This window comes from Pseudomonas iranensis (genome assembly GCF_014268585.2).
GTDB lineage: Bacteria > Pseudomonadota > Gammaproteobacteria > Pseudomonadales > Pseudomonadaceae > Aquipseudomonas > Aquipseudomonas iranensis.
The window spans coordinates 2,479,621-2,501,578 of the sequence record NZ_CP077092.1 but is presented as its reverse complement, the minus strand read 5'-3'; the positions used below and the strand labels follow the sequence as shown (position 1 = coordinate 2,501,578).

Annotated in this window: 14 protein-coding genes and 2 pseudogenes; 9 read left to right on the top strand and 7 right to left on the bottom strand. The window is 58.1% G+C overall.

Going from position 1 to position 21,958, the window contains the following annotated elements; all coding sequences use genetic code 11:
• Window positions 1–69: 69 nt before the first annotated feature.
• From HU724_RS11190 to HU724_RS11155, 8 genes and pseudogenes are all read left to right on the top strand, one after another.
• A complete protein-coding gene (locus tag HU724_RS11190) occupies window positions 70–2,112 on the top strand; it encodes a type VI secretion system Vgr family protein (RefSeq protein ID WP_217847187.1) in 2,043 nt (680 codons plus the stop codon).
• Window positions 2,102–2,839 carry a DUF4123 domain-containing protein gene (locus HU724_RS11185; protein WP_217847186.1) on the top strand — a complete coding sequence of 246 codons (738 nt, stop codon included), beginning with the start codon at window positions 2,102–2,104 and terminating at the stop codon, window positions 2,837–2,839. The genes HU724_RS11190 and HU724_RS11185 overlap by 11 nt, the downstream gene beginning before the upstream one ends.
• Window positions 2,839–7,530, top strand: coding sequence for an RHS repeat-associated core domain-containing protein (locus HU724_RS11180; protein ID WP_225927678.1), 4,692 nt, complete (start codon window positions 2,839–2,841; stop codon window positions 7,528–7,530). Before HU724_RS11185 ends, HU724_RS11180 begins: the two co-directional genes overlap by 1 nt.
• Complete coding sequence (locus HU724_RS11175; protein WP_129999829.1) at window positions 7,527–7,868, top strand: hypothetical protein; 342 nt, start codon at window positions 7,527–7,529, stop codon at window positions 7,866–7,868. Before HU724_RS11180 ends, HU724_RS11175 begins: the two co-directional genes overlap by 4 nt.
• Window positions 7,869–8,045: 177 nt before the next feature.
• Window positions 8,046–9,092: pseudogene (locus tag HU724_RS11170) on the top strand (RHS repeat domain-containing protein); the annotation flags it as partial.
• A 903-nt stretch (window positions 9,093–9,995) separates the two neighbouring features.
• A pseudogene (locus HU724_RS11165) lies at window positions 9,996–10,824 on the top strand (type IV secretion protein Rhs); the annotation flags it as partial.
• Window positions 10,825–10,890: 66 nt separating this feature from the next.
• Window positions 10,891–11,388, top strand: coding sequence for a hypothetical protein (locus tag HU724_RS11160; protein ID WP_186566047.1), 498 nt, complete (start codon window positions 10,891–10,893; stop codon window positions 11,386–11,388).
• Window positions 11,389–11,545: 157 nt separating this feature from the next.
• On the top strand, window positions 11,546–12,373 hold the full coding sequence (locus tag HU724_RS11155) for a glycosyltransferase family 2 protein (RefSeq protein ID WP_186566049.1): 828 nt from the start codon (window positions 11,546–11,548) through the stop codon (window positions 12,371–12,373).
• A gap of 323 nt (window positions 12,374–12,696) precedes the next feature.
• Here HU724_RS11155 and HU724_RS11150 read toward each other — a convergent pair whose 3' ends face one another.
• The 6 genes from HU724_RS11150 to HU724_RS11125 all read right to left on the bottom strand — a co-directional run bounded on the left by HU724_RS11150 (window position 12,697) and on the right by HU724_RS11125 (window position 18,645).
• On the bottom strand, window positions 12,697–13,281 hold the full coding sequence (locus tag HU724_RS11150; RefSeq protein ID WP_186565402.1) for a hypothetical protein: 585 nt from the start codon (window positions 13,279–13,281) through the stop codon (window positions 12,697–12,699).
• Window positions 13,282–13,367: 86 nt separating this feature from the next.
• Window positions 13,368–13,568: a hypothetical protein gene (locus HU724_RS11145; RefSeq protein WP_186565404.1), complete on the bottom strand. Its 201-nt coding sequence runs from the start codon at window positions 13,566–13,568 to the stop codon at window positions 13,368–13,370.
• An 11-nt stretch (window positions 13,569–13,579) separates the two neighbouring features.
• Complete coding sequence (locus HU724_RS11140) at window positions 13,580–13,822, bottom strand: hypothetical protein (RefSeq protein ID WP_016774112.1); 243 nt, start codon at window positions 13,820–13,822, stop codon at window positions 13,580–13,582.
• A 644-nt stretch (window positions 13,823–14,466) separates the two neighbouring features.
• On the bottom strand, window positions 14,467–15,534 hold the full coding sequence (locus HU724_RS11135) for a lipocalin-like domain-containing protein (protein ID WP_186565406.1): 1,068 nt from the start codon (window positions 15,532–15,534) through the stop codon (window positions 14,467–14,469).
• Window positions 15,524–17,992, bottom strand: a complete 2,469-nt coding sequence (locus tag HU724_RS11130) for an ABC transporter permease (protein ID WP_437180349.1) — start codon at window positions 17,990–17,992, stop codon at window positions 15,524–15,526. The genes HU724_RS11135 and HU724_RS11130 overlap by 11 nt, the downstream gene beginning before the upstream one ends.
• Window positions 17,992–18,645, bottom strand: a complete 654-nt coding sequence (locus HU724_RS11125) for an ABC transporter ATP-binding protein (protein ID WP_016774109.1) — start codon at window positions 18,643–18,645, stop codon at window positions 17,992–17,994. The genes HU724_RS11130 and HU724_RS11125 overlap by 1 nt, the downstream gene beginning before the upstream one ends.
• Before the next feature lie 139 nt (window positions 18,646–18,784).
• Here HU724_RS11125 and HU724_RS11120 point away from each other — a divergent pair, with 139 nt between their 5' ends.
• A complete protein-coding gene (locus HU724_RS11120) occupies window positions 18,785–20,758 on the top strand; it encodes an alkyl/aryl-sulfatase (protein WP_186565408.1) in 1,974 nt (657 codons plus the stop codon).
• Window positions 20,759–21,087: 329 nt separating this feature from the next.
• Here HU724_RS11120 and HU724_RS11115 read toward each other — a convergent pair whose 3' ends face one another.
• Window positions 21,088–21,939 carry an AraC family transcriptional regulator gene (locus HU724_RS11115; protein ID WP_186565410.1) on the bottom strand — a complete coding sequence of 284 codons (852 nt, stop codon included), beginning with the start codon at window positions 21,937–21,939 and terminating at the stop codon, window positions 21,088–21,090.
• Window positions 21,940–21,958: the final 19 nt, after the last annotated feature.

The window sequence follows — 21,958 nt, the reverse complement described above, 5'->3', positions numbered from 1 at the left end:
TTTCGCGTACGTTGAGCCGCTTTTTTGCGGTCGTCGACGAGCGCCGCTGTACAGCACGAGGAACAAGGGATGTTCGCGCCGGCCAATGAAACCCACTTTGCCCTGACCATCGAAGGGCTTTCCGCCGACTTTCAGGTGTTTACCCTCACCGGCCGGGAAGCCATCAGCCAGCCTTTTGTCTTTGAGGTGGAGCTGGTCAGTGAGCAGCCGTCGCTGGACCTCGAAACCCTGCTGCACAAACCGGCCTTTCTGCAGCTGTCGCCTGACGGCAGCGGCATCCATGGCCAGATCTACCGCGCCGCGCAAGGCGATTCCGGCAAGCGCCTGACCCGTTATTCGGTGACCTTGCGCCCGCAACTGTCCTACCTCGCGCACCGCATCAACCAGCGCATCTTTCAGAACCTCAGCGTGCCGAAAATCATCGGCATGGTGCTGGAAGAGCACGGCATTCAAGGCAACGCCTACGAATTCAAGACCGGCTCGATCTATCCCGAACGCATCTACTGCGTGCAATACGACGAGTCGGATCTGCACTTCATCCAGCGCCTGTGTGAAGAAGAAGGCATTCACTTCCACTTCCAGCACAGCGCCAACGCGCACAAGCTCGTTTTCGGCGATGACCAGACGGTGTTCCCGAAACTCGCCCCGGTGCCCTATCAGCAAGACTCCGGCATGGTCGCCAGCAACCCGGTGATCAAGCGTTTCGACCTGCGCCTGGAAACCCGCACCAGCCGCACCACGCGCCGCGACTACGACTTCGAAAAACCGCGCCTGACCCTGGAAAGCGAAAACCGTGGCGACGCCCTGCCCGACCTCGAAGACTACGATTACCCGGGCCGTTTCATCGACCGCGAGCGCGGCAAGCACCTGGCCAAACGCGCCCTCGAACGCCATCGCAGCGACTTCCAATTGGCCGAAGGCAAGAGTGATCAGCCACTGCTGGTCAGCGGCCATTTCCTCGCCCTGACCGAACACCCGAAAGCCAAATGGAACGACCTCTGGCTGCTCACTGAAGTCCTGCATGAAGGCAAGCAACCGCAAGTGCTCGAGGAGTCGGTGACCAGCGACACCACCGCGCTGAAAGACGATTTCCATCAGGGTTACCGCAACCGCTTCCAGGCCACGCCGTGGGACGTGCCCAATCGCCCGCCGCTACGCCATCCGAAACCGCGCATTCTCGGCAGCCAGAGCGCGGTGGTTACCGGCCCGAAAGGCGAAGAAATCCACTGCGACGAATACGGCCGGGTCAAAGTCCAGTTTCACTGGGACCGCGAAGGCCAGGCCGACGACAAGACCAGCTGCTGGCTGCGCGTCTCCAGCGCCTGGGCCGGCGCCCAGTACGGCGGCATCGCCATCCCGCGCATCGGCATGGAAGTGCTGGTGACCTTCCTTGAAGGCGACCCCGATCAGCCCTTGATCAGCGGCTGCCTGTACCACAAGGAAAACACCGTCCCCTATCCACTGCCGGCGAACAAGACCCGCAGCACCTTCAAGACCCTGAGTTCGATGGGTGGTGGCGGCTACAACGAACTGCGCATCGAAGACAAAAAAGGCCAGGAACAGATCTACCTGCACGCCCAGCGCGACTGGGACGAAAACATCGAGCACGACCAGAAAATCCGCGTCGGCAACGAACGCCACGACACCGTCGAAAAGAACAGCTACACCGAGTTCAAAGCCGAAGAACACCACACCGTCTACGCCGATCGCAAAGTCGAAACCCGCGCCAACGACCACCTCACCGTCGGCGTCAACCAGCACATCAAGATCGGCACCGGCCAGTTCATCGACGCAGGTCAAGAAATCCACCTGAGCAGCGGCATGAAAGTGGTGATGGAAGCTGGTGCGGAACTCACGCTGGTGGGTGGTGGCAGCTTTATCAAGATCGATGCTGGCGGCGTGACCCTGAGCGGGCCGGTGATCAACATGAACTCTGGTGGTAGCCCGGGCGTTGGTACGGGCGCCGCGCCATTGATGCCCGGCGTGTTGAAACAGGCGGATGCCGACAAGGCTGGCCAAGTCCTGACCCCGGCGCAGATCAACACCCTAAAACGTAACGCGCCATTCTGTGAAGAATGCGAAAAATGCAAGGCAGGTGCCTGTGCCATCTGAACGAATCACCCCCAAGGACTGGCTGGCGCGCCAGCCGCTGCAAAGCGGCGAGCGCCTGTACCTGATCGTCAGCGCGGCCAGCGATGCAGACGCCCTGAAAACCCTGTACCTCACCGAACCCACCGCCCAGCTCATCCCGATCTGGGGCGGCACGCCCTACTCCACCTGGCAACCGGTGATGCCCTACCTCACCGAGCTCAAAGCCAACTCCGCCTTCCTGCCATGGATCGCCGAAACCGACGCCCTCGACTGGGGCTGGCTGGCGGTGTCGCGTTCAGAGCCGAACGAAGTGTTCGAACATCTGCGCAGCCTGACGCAGGTGAAAATGCCGGATGGCACCGAGGTGTTTTTCCGGTTTTGGGATGGGCGGCATATTTATCCGATTCTGCGGGGGCTTGGGGAGAAGGCTGGAGAAGTGCTGCCGGTGTTTGAGCGGTATCTGATCAATGGGCAGGCGCTGGAAGTGGGCACGCGGGTGGTGCCAAAGGTGCGGGACTGGCCGTGGTGGGAGGTGCCGAAGGGGTTGTTGGAAGGGTTGAGCAAGGACAATCCGGCGACGCTGGTCAGCAACCTGATGCAATGGCTGGAAGAAGACCGTCCGGACCTCTACACCGCGTGGCCCGAGAACAATCTGAAGCTGAAAATCACCCGCTTCGTGCGCCGCCCGGATGCGCCGCAAAATCTTAAAGAAGCATTGATAAACCACCTGATTCTGGAGCAAGGCTGATGGATCGCGTTGCCTTTGTTGACAACCAACTGAACACCTTCAAGGACAGTTTGAAGCTGTATCAGGAACAAACCAAAACCTGGTACGCACAGGCCCTCGACAAGGGTAGCCGTGCCGCTGACATGCCGTCCTTGTTGGGTATGGAGCGTGCCATCAAGGTGGGCAACACCAGTAAAGCAGTGAGCATGACCGACGGTAACTTCACCTCGAACGTAGCTCAATGTCCGCTCAAGGGTCCGTTGCTGATCGAAAGCAAATTCGAATCGGTTTACGACATTCCCGTCGGCGATATCGAAGTCGAAATCGTGGCCGTGGACGGTGGTGCTGTCAGCAAGGTCAAACTCGACGCCCAAGGCAAAGCCGCATGGACCGGCGGTATGCCCGGCAAGTTCTACACAATTCGCGTCCATAACGAAGTGACCCCGGCGCAGATCAACGCCCTCTTCAGTTCTTACAGCGGCGTGACTGCGGACCTTGAAGGTTTCCTGCGCAAGGAATGGGCCGGCTTCAAACCGCAATGGTCGAATCTTTCGACCTCCGGCACAGCCATGGCCATCGGCAACGGCATTCTTGAAGGTGGCTGGGAAGCGATCAAGGGCGTGTGGGACGGCATCAGTCTCGTGCTCGACATCCTCCAGGACCCAGGAAAGTTTGCGAAAGATCTCGGCGCTGGCGCAGACGAGCTGATCAAAGTCGCCAAAAGCTCGCCTGACATCATGAAAAAAGCCATGTTGCTGGCCAGTGACGAAGCGGCTTTGTTTTTGCTGGTACGCAGTGCGGTAATCTGGCTGGCGGGCTTGCCGCCGATGAAGATGGCGGGTGATGTAGCGAAGATGACCACGGCCATTGTCGTAGGCATTGCAATCGACATCGTGATCGGCGTGGTATTGACCATCGCGGCAGAAGGTACCGGCGTCATCTACCTTGCGGCCCGACTGAAGAAGTACGGAGAGCTTGTCATCAAGGCTGTGATCGGCTTCGTGAAGTCGGTGTTCAAGATCATCAACGGCTTTATGGAGTATGTCGCCAAGTACACCGCAGTGGCGGCCCGAGGGGTGACGGCGAAGGTCAGGAACGGGATTTCCGAGTTGCGTTTTGATGGCAAGAGAAACGCCAGACTTGCTGAAGGCAGAGTCGCTGATGATGTATCGACCCAGGCGACAAATCCCGCCGAAAAGAGCGCAGAGCCTGCTGCAAAGACTTGCACTAGCGGCTGCCCTGTTTCGATGGTCACTGGCGAAGAATTACTGACGTTAACTGACGGCCACCTCGACGGCCTGCTCCCGTTTGAATGGAGCCGCCTCTATCGCACCAGTGCTGTGGAAATCGACTGCGGTCTCGGCTATGGCTGGAGCCACGCGCTCGCTCATCGCATCGAGATCAATGGCGATGAAGTCATCTGGACCGATCAGGAAAACCGCTCCACCGTTCTCCCACTTCCGAGCGAGCAGCGTCCCGCCATCACCAACAGCCTATCGCACGCGGCCATTTTTCTAGGTGACGATCCATCCGAGCTGATTCTCGCGCAGGCTGGCAAGCGACCATCGTTCTATCACTTCCGCTTCGACAGCAAAGGCGCGACCCTGATCGCCATCAGCGATAGCTATGGCAACCGCTTGCACGTTACTCGAGACATCCATGGGCGCATCAAACGTCTCGACAACGGTGCCGGCCGCGCCCTGCTCCTGCGCTACGATCGCAAGCACATCATCGCCGTCGACTATCAACAGTTCCTGCCAGCGGACAATCTTGAGGCCGCATGGAACACAGTGCAGACGCTGGTCACTTACAGCTACGACACGCAGCATCGCCTGATCGAGGCGAAGAATGCCGCCGACGAAGCCGAACGCTATCGCTACAACGACCAGCACGTCATTCTCGAGCGGCAATTGGCAGGCGGCGCGGCGTTCTACTGGGAGTGGGAAAACGAAGGCAAACTGTCTCGGTGTACACGTCACTGGGCCAACTTTTCCCAGATGGAAGCGCAATACGCCTGGGACGACAAAGGCAGCGTTACCGTTACCAACGCCGATGGTAGCGAAGAGGTCTACACCCACGATGATCAGGCGCGACTGATCAGCAAAATTGATCCCGATGGTGCCGAGCATCAAAAAGCCTATAACGACAAGGGTCAATTGATCGCGGAAAAGGACCCATTGGGCGCCGTTACCGAATACCGCTACGACGACAACGGACTGATGACCGCTGTCATCCCCCCAGAAGACGAAGCTACAACTTACGAATATATCAACGGCTTCGTCAGCGACGTTCGTCGCGGCAAAGCCAGTTGGAAGTATCAACGCAACCGACAGGGTGATGTCACTGCGCAGATTGACCCGGACGGCAATGCCACCCATTACAGCTATGACCCGCAGGGTCGTCTGTTGGAAATCCGTCACCCGGACGGCAGCCGTCATCAACTCGGTTGGAACAATCTCGGTCAACTGCTTGAAGAACGTCTTCCCGACGGCGGTCAGCGCAAGTACCGTTACGATGCACTAGGCAGGCAGATCACTCGCCAGGAAGAGTCCGGCGCGATCACTCATTACCAATGGGATGCTGCCAATCGCCTTGCCCAAGTTACGCTGCCCGGCGGCGCCACTCGCGCATTCAGCTACAACGCCTACGGCAATGTCACTGCTGAACGTGACGAACTTGGCCGTATCACCCGCTATGAATATGCCAACAATCTTCACCTCGTCAGCCGCCGCATCAATCCCGACGGCAGCCAACTGCGCTATCGCTACGACAACTCGCGCCTGCTGCTCACTGAAATCGAAAACGAGCGCGGCGAGCACTACCACCTCGATTACTACGCCAACGGCCTGATCCAACAGGAAACAGGCTTCGATGGTCGTCGGACCGCCTACGAGTACGACCTCAACGGCCAACTGCTGAAGAAAGCCGAGTTCGGCGATGACGGCAGCGAACTGGTCACCGAATATCAGCGTGACGCCGCAGGTCGTCTGCTTGTAAAAACGCTACCCGACGGCGAAGAGATTCACTACAGCTACGACGCGCTTGGCCGCCTCGTTAACGTTGACGACGGCCATTGGCCGCTCGCCTACAAATACGATCTCCAAGACCGACTCATCGAGGAACACCAAGGCTGGGGCACTCTGCGCTACGAATACGACAGCGTCGGCCAGCTCAAGCACTGCCGTTTGCCCGATGGCAGCAAACTCGATTACCGCCACCAACCTGGCGGGCAACTCAGCAGCATCGACCTCAACGGCTCGCGCCTGACCAGCCACCAGTTCAGTGCCGGCCGCGAACAACAGCGCCAACAAGGCTTGCTGCTCAGCCAGTACCAATACGACGAACAGGGCCGACTTCAAGCACACAGTGTCAGCCAGCGGGACGAGCACCTGCTCCAGCGTCGCTACAACTACGATGCCAACGGCAACCTTGCCGGCATTAACGACAGCCGCAAAGGCAACCGCAGCTATCACTACGACCCGCTGGATCGCCTGATCAGCGTGCGCGGCGCCATGCCAGAGAGCTTCGCTCACGACCCGGCAGGCAACCTCCTCGGACAAAATGACCTGCCCGTTGCGAACCCCGCAAACGTCAAAGGCAACCGCCTGCTGATGCAAGGCGACCGCCATTACGATTACGACGCCTACGGCAACCTGATCCGCGAACGCCGTGGCACCGGCCAAAAGCTCGTCACCGAGTACCGCTACGACTGCCAGCACCGCCTGATCGGCGTCAGCCTGCCGGGTGGCAGCACCGCAAGCTACAAATACGACGCCTTTGGCCGCCGCATCGAGAAAACCGTCGACGGCCATACCACTGAATTTCTATGGCAAGGCGAACGCCTCATCGCTGAAAGCGCCGAGAACCGCTACCGCAGTTACATCTACGAACCGGGCACCTTCCGCCCGTTGGCAATGCTCGACGGCGAAGGCCCGCTAAAAGCGGCCCCGTTCTACTACCAACTCGACCACCTCGGCACGCCGCAGGAACTGACCGACTACAGCGGCGAAATCATGTGGTCGGCAAAATACCGCGCCTACGGCAACCTCGCGGCGCTGGATGTGAGCGAAATCGATAATCCGCTGCGTTTTCAAGGGCAGTATTTCGACGCCGAGACAGGGTTACATTACAACCGCCACCGCTACTACAATCCCGGGACTGGCCGGTTCTTAACGCCGGATCCGATCAAGCTTGCGGGCGGGTTGAATAGCTACCAGTACGTGCCTAACCCTACTGGGTGGGTGGATCCGTTGGGGCTGAGCAGCAATAACTGCCCTCCCAAGCGCGTTGACACTAGCGATTACCAGACGCGGAAAGAGTTAAGATCCGACGTCTATAACGCGCAGAGGCCAGGAGGTTTCCATAAAACGAAACATCTGAATGCGAAATCTGCCGACCAAGCCAGAGAATTGAGTTTGGGTAATGGATCACGTGGTGGTCAACCCGAAGCTTCTTATCTGCCCGACATCGCAAACAATGTTAAAGGATTCGAAAAACAAGCTGCATATGGGGCGATAAAAGATGGAAACGTATTCGACCACGGTGGCACTCGATTCATGTTTTACAGATCCGAACACCCTGTGGGCTACAACGAGGGACAACTTACAAACTGGATAAGAATTGAACTAACTGATGGAGGAAATAAGCCTGTGATCCACAGCTTTCCGGCATCACCACAGCAAGTGAAAAAATACATGGGTAAAGCAAAATGAAAAAACTAGAATTCGAACTACAGCCACTCCGAGTGCCTAGTGACTGGACAATAACCATAAATAATTTGTACGAAATAGAACTAACACCGGAAACCGCGCACTGGTTTAGCAGTTCTGTTTTATTAGGTGGTGCAAGACAAAGCACAGGCTATTGCTTCGATTCTAGAGTAGAACCTGAGGGAGACCCAAAGGGCGAGTTCGTGGTAGAGTTTCTTACAATTAAATACGATCGAAAAGGCGAACCAATCGGCGACTCTGCCAAAACCTTGGAAATATTCCGAACAACATGCAAAAAAAAATATATTGAGAAAATAGAGCAATACATGCGCGAAAATTGAAAACAACGAGCCAATCATTAATAAACTACGCATGCTATTTTTCATCAAAAACAAAACCAACCTCAACACTGTTACCTACAAAATCTTGGGCTTCGGAGAGGCTTCAACCCCTACGAATTTAGGGATACAAACTAAATCATTCACGCAGATCAAATGAAAACTGTATAACCGCCAGCTGGCGGTCACCTGACTAGCATCGGCCTCAAGGTTCACGCCTCACGTCTCACCAATTCAACGCCGGTCGCGAGCAAGAGCGGCAGCAAGGCTTGCTGCTCAGTCAGTACCAATAACGATGAACAGGGCCGACTGCAAGCGCAAAGCGTCAGCCAGCGGGACAAACACCTGTTCCAGCGCCGCTACCAATACGACGCCAATGGCAACCTCGCCGGCATCGACGACAGCCGCAAAGGCAACCGCAGCTATCACTACGACCCGCTGGATCGCCTGATCAGCGTGCGCGGCGCCATGCCAGAGAGCTTCGCTCACGACCCGGCAGGCAACCTCCTCGGACAAAATGACCTGCCCGTTGCGAACCCCGCAAACGTCAAAGGCAACCGCCTGCTGATGCAAGGCGACCGCCATTACGATTACGACGCCTACGGCAACCTGATCCGCGAACGCCGTGGCACCGGCCAAAAGCTCGTCACCGAGTACCGCTACGACTGCCAGCACCGCCTGATCGGCGTCAGCCTGCCGGGTGGCAGCACCGCAAGCTACAAATACGACGCCTTTGGCCGCCGCATCGAGAAAACCGTCGACGGCCATACCACTGAATTTCTATGGCAAGGCGAACGCCTCATCGCTGAAAGCGCCGAGAACCGCTACCGCAGTTACATCTACGAACCGGGCACCTTCCGCCCGTTGGCAATGCTCGACGGCGAAGGCCCGCTAAAAGCGGCCCCGTTCTACTACCAACTCGACCACCTCGGCACTCCGCAAGAGCTCACCGACTACAGCGGCGAAATCATGTGGTCCGCGAGGTACCGAGCGTACGGCAACCTCGCTGCGCTGGATGTCAGCGAAATCGATAATCCGCTGCGCTTCCAAGGTCAGTATTTCGACGCGGAGACAGGCTTACATTACAACCGTCACCGCTACTACAATCCGGGAACTGGACGGTTTTTGACGCCCGATCCGATCAAGCTTGCGGGTGGGTTGAATAGCTACCAGTACGTGACGAACCCTACGGGGTGGGTGGATCCGTTGGGGCTGAACGGGTGCCCGCCAGATGGAGATGGAAAAGGAAGTCCAACGACAACGACTGGAAATGCAAAGGTCGATACCAAAGAACCGCTTCCACCGGATGTGGACTGGTCAAGTCCTAGCGTCAAAAGAGCCTCTGCACAACTTGACCAAGGCGCTAAGGACGTTACGGTAAACAGTCGAGCGGAAGCTGAAGAATTGTTTAGAGGAAAATATGTAGGGCAGGGATATAGAAATGCTGAAGAATTTAACTCCGTAACAGCCAAGGATTACTTCCAAACACCTCAAGGAAAAGAATCCTATTACCACTGGGATGACACTCCAGTGTCTGATATTGAAACTCGGAAGGTTTACATGGCCAATCACAGCCCTACCGACCCACATGCTGCCATGCCACATTTACAACTGCACCCTAAAGACGGAAAAGTAATTCGAATCTACTGGCCAAACTCATTTGCAGGTCAAAAATGACAGAACAAAAGAAAATTCCTCGGAGTGTATGGCATGGACTCGACGGAGCGAGCTACGACAACATTGCACAGGAACTCCCCTCAGAAGACCCATTGCTACGAAGATGGGCCTCAATATATGCAATTTACAAGTACAAATTTTCGAACGACCCACATCAATATTATGAATTTATTCACAAATCAAAAAATTCAAAATATGCATTAATAATATTCACTATACCTAGCGAGATAATCGATACAAACGATGGCATTGACGATCGCGACATCAACATTTCCGACCTACACACAATGAATTCTGAAGAGGAGATCTATACTACCCTAGGAAAACTAGGAATAGACTCAGAATCATTCACACCTCCATGGCGGTGCGAATACCCGCTTTAATAATGATCGATGGGCGGCATTGAATTAAATCTAGACTGCTTTTGGATTTTGATCGGTGACTGCCTATCGCGGGCAACTCAGCAGCGGCGACCTCAACGGCTCGCGCCTGACCAGCCAACAGTTCAGCGCCGGTCGCGAGCAACAACGCCAACAAGGCTTGCTGCTCAGCCAATGCCAATACGATGAACAAGGACAACTGCATGTTCACAGCGTCAGTCAGCGGGACAAATACCTGTTCCAGCGTCGCTACAACTACGACGCCAACGGCAACCTCGCCGGTATTAACGACAGCCGCAAAGGCAGCCGCAGCTTTCACTACGATCCACTGGATCGGCTGATCAGCGTACGCGGCGCTATGCCGGAGAGCTTCGCCCATGACCCGGCAGGCAACCTCCTCGGCCAGAATGACCTGCCCGCAGCCAACCTCGCCGACGTATAAGGTAATCGCCTGCTGATGCAAGGCGACCGCCACTACGACTACCACGCCTACGGCAACCTGATCCGCGAACGTCGCGGCACCGGCCAAAGGCTCGTCACCGAATACCGCTACGACTGCCAACACCGCTTGATCGGCGTCAGCCTGCCGGGAGGCAGCATCGAAATTTATAAATATGACGCTTTCGGCCGTCGCATCGAGAAAACAGTCGACGGCCGCACCACCGAGTTCCCTTGGCAAGGCGAACGCCTGATCGCCGAAAGCGCCGAGAACCGCTACCGCAGCTACATTTACGAACCGGGCACCTTCCGCCCGTTGGCGCTGCTCGACGGCGAAGGCCCGTGGAAAGCCGGCTCGTCTACTACCAACTCAAGCACGTCGGTGTCCCTCAAGGACTCATCTGCTACACCGGCAAGATCATGTGGTCGTGAAGTACCCGGCCTACAATAATCTCGCGACGCTGTACTCAGCGAACTCGCTAGCATCGCTAGAAAAAAATAAACCAGGGAATTTGAGACTGAGGACCCAAATGAATACCCGTCAGATAACGCTTGCCAATCGATGGACCGCAACCTTTCATAACATCGGCGAGTTTCGCATGGGCGTCGAGGGCTGGGGCTTGCTTCTAAAGGGTCCGGATAACCGGACGATCAAATACTTCGCAGACCAGATTGTTCTAGCGAACGACGAGGACGGCAACCAGGCCAACACCTGCATCCTGCTCTCGGTCGATGGTGTTTACGGCTGTTTGCATACGGCCGTAGACGGCGACTGGGTGATCGATTTTGAGCGAGGGATGATTGCTCCTCATCGAGTAACGATTCGCCACCATCACGACGCTTACGACGAGACCCTTGCGCTGTACGAGCAGCCCGCCTTCAAACGTGCGCGCCAGTACATCAGTGTTGTCGGAAAACACATCTATCTGACCTTTCCGCTAACCAGAGATGAGGATTTTCCCAATTTGTGGGAGGAATACTTGGCAATCCGCAAGCGCCAACTGGATGAGCTTTACTTCGCAACCTGATGAACGCATGGCTACATCCGGTACGCATCCCAACCGTTTTACGTCCTCACACTTCTCCAGTGTCCGACCCTGCCAAATTAAGCTTCACCTAAGCTTCCCCCGCTAGCATCCCGGCTCATCAACCTGTCGTCTTGAGCCGTGGATGAGTCCCTCCGACATGAAAGCCTTCGATCTACCCTCCCAGCCGCAATCCAACTTCAGCCTCGTCCTGGTCAATTACAAAACCCCGGACATCACCCGCATGTGTCTGGAACTGTTGCGCGAGCATGTTCAGGCGCAGGGCATTGCAGTGTGGGTGGTGGACAACGATTCGGCGGATGCCAGCCTCGATTATTTGCGTTCGCTGGACTGGATCAATCTGATCGAGCGGCCGTCGCCGGGCAAGGAAATGGGGCATATTGCCCATGGCAAGGCGTTGGATCTGGCCTTGGCGAAAGTTGAGACCGATTACTTGTTTCTGCTGCACACCGACACCTTTGTCTACGACATGGAAGTGTTCGCGATGATGATGCGCGAATGCACGAAAAGTGCGGACATGGCGGCGGTCGGTTGTGTTGAGCAACTTGATCGTGGGTTACTGCGTGATACCTGGCGTTTAACTTCGCGGTTCTGCAAACATCATGTTCGTCGGCTAAAAGTTCATTTCGGCCTGCGTTCGAAACCGCCACGCCCGTATAAAGAAACGCATCTGAAAAGTTTCTGCACGCTGTGGAATGCGCGTTTGATGAAGTCGCTGGGTTTGCACTTCTGCATGGATGAGGAGGTGCCGGGTTACACGCTTCAGGATCGAATGGTCGGGTTGGGCTATGGCGTCAGATTCCTCTCGCCGCGGAAGATCTTCCGCTACCTTGATCACATCCAGGCCGGTACCGTCGCGGCTGCGGGCACGTATGGCAAGGATCATCGCCGGACAAAAATGTACCAGCAGACCCTCAAACGCTTGCAGGGGCAGCACGGCAAAGCCGGCATGCAAGCTTCGACTTGATCGAAAACAATAAAAAAGGGCGACTGCAAAGTCGCCCTTTTTGTTTGCAGATTCTGTATACAACTTTTGCAAGTAGTGGAGTTCGCCCAGTGTAATGGCCTGGCAATCCATGCACCGGTAAAGAGCCCTGACACTGGGCGAACGCCGAGGATTTTAATTCAAACAAGTGGACATGTCGTCATGGGGAAACATGAAATTTTTGAACTGAAAAGTTAAAAACTGTGTTTTACCGATTTTCCCCGGGAATTGTCTTACAAAAAACTTTATATGATTGCTCTCATACATAAAGTTGTACAAGAGCAATAAACTTGTAGAGCTAATACTCAACTATCGTGCTGACTGGTCACTTTCAGGATATCGGTATAAGTGACAATAACGCTCTGCCCTACTTTCAGATCCTTCAACTTGGCCTGAATCTCCGGCTTCTTCACATCGAGCGTCTTCGATTGACCGGACGGATTCTGGAGAGTGACCTGATTGGTCTTCAAATCGATTTTGCTGATTTTCAGCTGCACCTGAACCTGACGATAAGCCTCGCCGCCAGGGTTATCGCTGCCCGGAGCCTTGCGCAGTTCGCCGGTACGTTCGGTGGTGCCTGGGAGACCTTTATCCACATCCGTATCGAGATAAGCGGCGACAGATCGCTGCACCTCGATCGTCACCGAATCGCCAACTTTAAGTTTGGCGAGGTTTTTCGCTTTGTCGCTGAGCTGAACGTGGACCTGACGTCCCTCGGGGCCTTCCAGCACGACCTGGTGATTGGCCGGGTCGACGGCGAGCACTTTGGTGTTAACGGAATCGGCCTCAACGACGGCGGATAACGGAATGTCGGCAGCCAGAGCGCCGAAACTCGTGACAGAAAGCAGCGTTGCGAGGGTAATGGCCTTGGCCAGAGCGTCGAGCTTCATATGCATTACTTTCCCTGTGATGAAATGGCGACGCCCGCCACCGAAACGACTTCAGCGGCGGGCGTGCCAGTGAGCATAGACGCTGTTCAGGGCTTGACTTGGGTTTGTGGCCCTCGGGTGTGTGGCTTGGCGGTCTCTTGCGCGGTGGATTCGCCACTCGGCGTGCCCTTGCCGCTGTCCTGCCGCTGCTTGGGATCGGTCGGGCGCAGGGCGTCGTTGTCGCGCTCGGTTTCGCCGGCCGGGCGTGGTTCGTCGGGATTGTCGTTATGGTTGCTGGTGGTATTCATGGCAGGAGTCCTCAGGCTTCGGGATCGTCGAGTTCGCGGGCGACGTTGACCTCGGGTGACTGCTTGTGCAGATCATCGGCTTTGGCGCGCAACAACTGCCATTGCTCAAGATCAATCGCGCCTTGGCCGAGCAGGTCATCGGCGATGCGCTGCAGATCGAAATAGTGAGCGTCGGGCGATTGCTGCCATAGGGTCTGATCGTCGAACAGGCGTTGCCAGGTGTTGAGGTCCGGGAGTTGCACGTCGTCGCTCATGAGTGAGTCCGAAAATGGCGGGTTTCTGGGTAGAGCCTATTGGCGAAGGGAGAGTTCCGAGCGGTTTGATTAGTGGCGACCTTGCTGACGCCATCGCTGGCAAGCCAGCTCCCACAGGGATTGGGGTTAAGCTGTTAATCATCGGTGTCTTTGAGATAGCCATCGCGAGCAGGCTCGCTCCTACAAGAGCAAGAGCAAGAGCAAAAGCAAAAGATCGCAGCCTTCGGCAGCTCCTACAGTCCCACGTTCACCTATAGGCCGAATGTCAGCTCGCCTGCTCTTGATCTTGATCCACCGGCGACGTCGGAAGGCTGAGTGGAGGGATTGATCCGGGCGTGGGAGCGCAGCGACCGTCTGGCGAAGCCAGACACAGCGGAAGGAGGTGCAGCGAAGCAAACCGTAGCCGCTGCGCCCGGATCGATCCCGCAGCGAAGGAACCCGAGCCTGCGAGGGCCGAACGTAGGAGCTAGCGTTTTCTGCTTACTTTTTTTGGCGCTTGTAAAAAAGTAAGTCGCCGTAAGGGCGAAACCCTAAGCAGCCGTTACCGCAGCAACGGATATGTACCCGGTCAAGCAGAACAAATCATCGCTCGACAAAAAGCCTTCGCGAGCAAGCTCGCTCCCACAGGGAAACTGCACCTACCGTTAATACCCGGTCATTTCCAGATAGCCCTGGCCAGGATGGCTGCCATTGATTTTCACCGGCCCTTCCCAGTACGGAATACGCAAATCCATCCAGGCATTGCGGTTGATCGCGTCAACGCTGATATCGAGTTTCTTGTCTGGAATGCGGATCGACCATTTCACCGGCATCGGTCGATCAGCCACCTTGGCAGTGTCCTGCGGCACAAGACTGATCTGCTCGCTGTGCAACGTCTGAATCTGCCCGTCAGCGGCGATCCAGGTGCCGGTCAGATAAGGCGCGCCGTCCTTCTGCCGCATGCGATAAAGCATCACGTGTTCGCCGCTGTCCAGATGCAGCGAGAACCAGTCCCAGCCAGTCTGATTGGCGGTGAGTGGCTGACTGCTCCACTCGCGATCGAGCCATGCCGGGCCGCTGACGTTATAGGTCTGGCCGTCGATCTGCAGCGTGCCGCTGGCCTGGAAAAATGGCTGGCTGTAGTAATACGACGCCTGGCCTTCTTCGGATTTCTGGCTGAAACCCTGATCGCCCTGCAGCACCAGCGGGCGGCTGGAGGTGAGGCGCAGTTGATAGGCGAAATTCTTGTCACGAGCACTGAGTTGCATATCGCGCAACGGATCCTGCGCCTGACTGGCAAACATCCAGTCATCGATCCACGCTTCGAACGGCACCAGGCGCACGCCGGCCTGGCCTACTCCGCCCCGGGCGTAGCGCTCGGCGGCGTGATGCACCGAGGGCGAAGTGACTGCCGCATGGCCCAGCCAGATCGTTTGGTTGCCCCAACCGGCCTGCTCAGCGACGGGTTTCAGGGCGCTGCGAAACAGCGTCCATTGCACACCGAAATCATTGCCCTGCTGATCCTTGAGATTGGCGGTGACGTACCACCACTCGATGCGAAAACCATCATGCGCGCCGTGATCGGCGGGGAAGCTGAACACCCGACCGGGCACCACCGGGGTGAAGGATTGCGCCTGATCGCCCATGCCGGCAAAGCCCTTTTCCTCAGGTGCAGGCTGATCGCAGCCACCGAGCAGCAGTGCAATCATCAGCACGAGCCATTTAGTCCTCATGGGCAAACGTCCTCAGCAAGTCCGCCGGTTGCGTGCGGTACAGCGAATACAGCGGCCATGCCGAAGCCAACAGAGTCGCCAGCAACGCCAGGCCCATCAGTTGCAACAACTGCAACGGAAACACCCGCAACGGCAAGCGCCAGCCGAACGCCTGCACATTGATCACCGCATCCAGGCACCACGCCAAAGCGATGCCCAACGGCAGCGCCAACAGCAACGTCAATACGGCGAGCAGCCAGGTCTGGCCGAGGTTAAGCAGCATCAACTGTTTGCGCGTCACGCCCAGCGCCCACAGCGGTGCGAGTTGACTGAGGCGACTCTGGCTCTGGGTCAGCAGACTGATGAACAGCGCCACGCCAGCCACGGCCAAGGTCAGGCTGTTCAACGCCGCCGTCGCGGCAAAGGTGCGTTCGAAGACCTGCACCGACCAGCCCTTGAGCCGCGCCTGATCGACGATGCGGTTGTCATCCAGCGCAAAACGCGCCTGCAAGGCGGTGAGCAGCGCCGGAATCTGTGCTGGATCGATACGCAGATTGAAGCGGTTGGGCGTGAGTTGCGGCCAGCCGCGCAGCAGGTGCTCACTGCTGATCAGCAGGTGCCCCTTCGGATTGCCGTAGTCGGCGTAGATGCCGACGATGCGCGGCGACCACGTGCCGTTCGGCGTGGGAATGTTCAGATGCTCGCCCGGCCGCAACTTCAGGCGTCGTGCCAGTTGTTCGCTGAGCATCACCGCATCATCCGTGGCCAGTTTGCCCCACGGATCGCTGCCACTGCTGTCGAGCAACGGCCAATGCTGGCGATAGTAAGAGTGGTCGATGATGCCGTAGACATCGGCCGGCCAGCCTTGCAGCGTCACCGAAACCTGCCAGTTGGGCAGCACAGCGGTCACATTGGGCTGCTGCTTGAGCCAACTGTGCATCTCGCGGGCCTGCGCCGGATTGGCCGGGTTGATGTACAACTCGGCGCTCAGGCGTTGTTCGAGCCAGTCGTTGAAGGTCTGCCGAAAACCGGCGGTCATGCTGCCGGCGCCGATATTGGCGGCGAGCGCCAGCAGCAGCGCCATCAGCGCCAGACTCAGGGCTGGCAGTTGCTGGCGGCAGTCGGCGAGAAACCACTGGCCGAGCACCGAACGACTGCGCCCGAGCAACGGGTTCAACAACGCGCTGAGCAACACCGGCAAGGCCAGCGCGGCACCGAGCAACAGCCCGGCCATGAGCACGAAACCGCTGCTCAGGCTGTCGCCCCAGATCAGCGCCGCCAGCGCAATCGCCAGCAGCGCTGTCGCCAACCAACCCTGCCGGCGCAACCAGCGCGAATACTGTTGATGCCACGCCTGCGGATCGGCCACCGCCAGCAACGGCAAGCGCGCCGCCCGCAGCAGACTATTGGCCCCGGCCAGCAACGCGCCAAGCAGGCTCAGACCGATGCCGCTGAACCACCACCAGGGGCTCAAACGCAACTGCCCCGCCACTTCCGCGCCATACAGACCGCGCAGGCTGGCGGCGACGTCCGGCAGCAGCACGCTGGCCAGCCAATAGCCGCTGATCACACCGAACAATCCACCGATCAGCGCCAGCACGCCCAGTTCAACCACCAGACACGCGATCAGCATTCGTGCACTGACGCCACAGGCACGCAACGTGCGCAGCAAGCCTCGGCGCTGTTCCAGAGCGAGGCCGATGGCAGCGTGGACGATGAACAGGCCGACCAGAAACGACAAAAATCCAAGGGCATCGAGATTGAGGTGAAAGCTCTCGGTCAGCCGCGCGAGATTGTTTTCTTCGCCGCTGCTTTTGAGCTGCAAGCGATCGGTGAAACTCGCTGGTAATTCTTGATGAAAGTCCTTGGGCAGCAGCAGTCGCGACAGTTGCTCAGGTTGTTCGAGCAGGCGTTGCGCTACGCCGATGTCGACCAGCAACAACCCCGGCGCCATGTCCTTCTGCGCGAGCAGCGGCGGCAGGGTCTGGCCGTTCACGGTTTGCGCTGTATCGCCTTCGCGCAAGCCGAGCATTTGCATCGTGTCCGGGGAAATCCAGGTGCCGCCCGGCGGGCTGAAAAATTCGACGATGCGCTCGATCGGCATCGCCTGCCCGGCCACTGCCGAATCCGTCGGCAGCGACACCGGCTCGATGCCCATCACCTGAATCCGCTGGTCTTCGTGGCCCTTGAGCGTCAGCCGGCCCTGCAACACCGGCGACACCGGCCAGCCCTGACGGCGCAATTCGATAAACCAGCGCTGGGGAAACAGTGCCCCATTTGGCGTGCTCAGGCTGGCCTGTGGTTCACCGCCGATCATCTGGCTGGCCCGCGCGTAGCTGTCGCGCGCCTGACTGTTCAGCGCCTCGACGCCGGTGAGCAGACTGGTGGCCAGCCACAGCCCGGTCAGCACACTGAAAAACTGCACGGGATGGCGCCGCCAGTGGCTGAGCAGCGCGCGCAGGGTCTGCCGCCAGATCATCAGGCGACCCGTCCGTTCGACAACACTACACGCTGGGCCAATCGCGCCGCCACGCGCTGACTGTGGGTGACCATCAGCAGGGTCGTCGGCGTATCATCGAGCAACTCCAGCAACAGCCGCAGCACTTCATCGCTGGTCGCTTCATCGAGGCTGCCGGTGGGTTCATCGGCCAAGAGCAATTTCGGCTGCGAAGCCAATGCGCGGCCCAATGCGACTCGTTGCTGCTGGCCGCCAGAGAGTTGCTCGGGATACCGCGAGAGCAGATCGCCCAGACCCAGACGCTGCACCAGATGCGCTTGCCAGCGCGGCTCATGGCGCCCGGCGAGGCGCGCCTGAAAGGCCAGGTTGTCTTCCACGCGCAGACTGCCGATCAGGTTGAACTGCTGAAACACCAGACCGATTTCCGTGCGTCGCCAGTTGGCCAGTTGCGCTTCGCTCATGGCTTCCAGGCGATGTTCGCCGCTGCGAATACTGCCGCTGTCGACCTTGTCCAGCCCCGCCACCAGATGCAGCAGCGTGCTTTTGCCACTGCCCGATTCGCCCATCAGTGCCAGGCTGCCACCGGCCTCCAGCGTCAGGTCGACGCCTTGCAGCACCGGCAACAATCCCTGTGGCGTGGCATAGCTTTTGAAAACGTCGCGAACCTCAAGCATGGGCAAACCCGATCAGTGAACCTGGGCCTAGGATAGCGGCCCTGAATGGTTTTTGTCCGCTGATGATCATCGCCAACTCCGGGACGCGCCCTAAGCTGCTGGCTGTTCGGCCATAACGATAAAAAAACCGGAGACACCCATGCCCCGTTTCATCCTGAGCCCGCGTGGCCTGCTGACCTGCCTGATCACCACTTGCCTGAGCCAGCCGTTGCTCGCTGCTGACGGTCCGGTGGCGCCGAGCGTGCAAACCGCTGCAAGCAACGCTGCCGTGCTGCAAACCCTGCCTTTCAGCGACCGCACCGATTTCGAATCCGTCAGCAAAGGCTTGATCGCACCGTTCAAGGGCCAGATCAAGGATGCCGCCGGCAAAGTCATCTGGAACGTCAACGCCTATGACTTCCTCGCCAAAGACAAGGCGCCGGAATCGGTCAATCCGAGCCTGTGGCGGCTGGCCCAGCTCAATGCCCACGCCGGTCTGTTCGAGGTCAGCCCCAAGCTCTATCAGGTACGCGGTCTCGACCTGGCCAACATGACCATCATCGAAGGTGACGACGGGCTGATCATCATCGATCCGCTGACCATGGCCGAAACCGCCAGGACGGCGCTGGACCTGTACTACGCCAATCGCCCGCGCAAACCGGTCGTCGCGGTGATCTACAGCCACACCCATGTCGATCATTTCGGCGGCGTGCGCGGGGTGATCGACGAGGCCGATGTCAAGTCCGGCAAGGTCAAGGTCTACGCGCCGGTCGGCTTCATGGAACACGTGATGAGCGAGAACGTCATGGCCGGCAACGCCATGAGCCGCCGCGCGCAGTACCAGTTCGGCAGCCTATTGCCGCGCAGTGAAAAAGGTCAGGTCGATGCCGGCCTCGGCAAGAGTGCGCCCAGCGGTGGCACGGTCACACTGATCGCGCCTACCGATCTGATTGCCGAGCCGTTGGAAACTCGCACCATCGCTGGTCTGCAAGTCGAATTCCAGCTGACGCCGGGCACCGAAGCGCCAGCAGAAATGAACCTTTATCTACCGGAGTTGAAAGCCTTGTGCATGGCCGAAAACGCCACGCAGATGATGCACAACATCCTCACCCCGCGCGGCGCGCAAGTGCGTGATGCCAAAGCCTGGTCGCAATACCTCGACGACAGCCTCATGCGCTACGGCGACAAGGCCGACGTGCTGTTCGCTCAGCACAACTGGCCGACCTGGGGTGGCGAGCGGATTCGTACTTTGCTCGCCGATCAGCGCGACATGTACGCGTTCATCAACGACCGCACCCTGCACTTGCTCAACCAGGGCCTGACGCCGCTGGAAATTGCCGAAGCAATCAAGAAACTGCCCGGCTCGCTCGATCAGAAGTGGTACACCCGTGGCTATTACGGCTCGCTGAGTTTCAATACGCGCGCGGTGTATCAGCGCTACATGGGTTTCTACGACGGCAACCCGGCCAACCTCAATCCGCTGCCCCCGGTCGATGCGGCCAAACGTTCGGTCGAGGCCATGGGCGGTACCGCGTCGGTGCTGGAGAAAATGCGCAGTGCGATGGCCAGCGCTGACTACCGCTGGGCCGCGCAGTTGGGCAACCAGTTGCTGTTCGCCGATCCGGACAACGCGGATGCACGCAAGGCTCAAGCCGAGACGCTGGAGCAGTTGGGTTATCAAAGCGAGAACGCCACCTGGCGCAACATGTACCTGACCGGTGCGATGGAACTGCGCAACGGCGTGCCGCCGCAGTCAGCCAATACCGTGTCGGTGGATATGGTCCGGGCCATGAGTCCGGAAATGTTCTTCGATTACCTCGCGGTACGCCTGGACAGCGACAAAGCCGTGGCCCATGACCTGACGCTGAACTGGACGTTCGACGATGTGCAAAAGGATTTCACCCTGACCTTGCGCAACGGCGTGCTGACTCACCGTGCCGGTATGAATCCGGCGGCGGATGCGAGCGTCAGCCTGAGCCGCGATACGCTGGAGAAGATCAGCCTGAAACAATTGGATTTCCCGACGGCGATGCAAAAAGGACTGGTGAAGTTGCAGGGCAATGGTCAGAAATTCGGATTATTGATGGGCAGCCTGGATACCTTCGGGCCGCAGTTCAATATCGTCACGCCGTAAGTCAAAAGCCCCTCACCCTAGCCCTCTCCCGGAGGGAGAGGGGACCGACCGAGTTGCATGTACGAGATACGCCGACGTGGGATACCGAGTTGAACTCAGATTCCGAACGCCACGAAGATCGGCTCCCTTTCCCCCTCACCCCTTGGGGGAGGGGCTGACCGCGTTGGATGTACGAGATACGCCGAGGTGGGATACCGAGTTGAACTCAGATTCCGAACGCCATGAAGATCGGCTCCCTTTCCCCCTCGCCCCCTTGGGGGAGAGGGCTGGGGTGAGGGGGTAAATCTTGCTGGCACCCTCGATAACGATCAATCACCTCAATCCTGCTTTCAACAAACCTGCCCCGGATTCAACCGGAACTGCTTCGGCGTAATCCCGAACTGTTTGCGAAACGCGCGGATAAAGTTGCTCGGCTGGCGATAACCCAGCCGCTCAGCTATCCGTTCGATCGGTTGATCACCCGCCGTCAGCCAATGCCGCGCCATTGTCAGATTGTCCTCACGCGCAGGTGCGCGAGTTTCAGCGTGCCAGTGGCGCAGCATGCTCTGGTGCAGAAACGGGTTGGCGCCAAGCAAGACCTGATCGAGGTTATATCGCGGCAAGGTCAGGCACAGATGTTCGCCCTGCTCCACCGCGATACCCACTCCACGCAGCCAGCCACCGGCCATTTGCGTCGGGCGCAGGCTGACACTCACAAACGAATCTCCAGGCGCCCCGCCCAATCGACGGGCAATGTTGCGCACCAGCGTTATCACTGCCGCATCCAGAGCGAAATGATGCAAATGCCCCTGCTGCGAACGCAGGCGCAAATGAGCGAAATCGCCCGCCTCGACCAGTTCCACCGCAACGTAACTGATCACCCTTGGCAAGCAGTCGATGAAGCACTTCAGACTGGCCCGCAAGGTCGCGGACGAGTCGAGCAGGATATTCAGTCCTTGCAGGCAATCGGTCGCCATTCCGTCGGCCAGTTCACAGCCAAACGTCGGCGCTACCCCTGACCATTCACACTCACGCCACAACTGTTCAACCGCTTGTGCGGCGATCAATTGATGCTGCCCGGCGAGCACTGACGGGCAGATCCCCACGCGCGCCATCAAGCGTTGCGGGCACAGTCCGGACTGGCGAGCATGCGCGAGAATCGTGCGGGTAAACGCGCTGGAGGCGAACAGAGACTGAGACATGAAGGCGTGCCATCGAAGA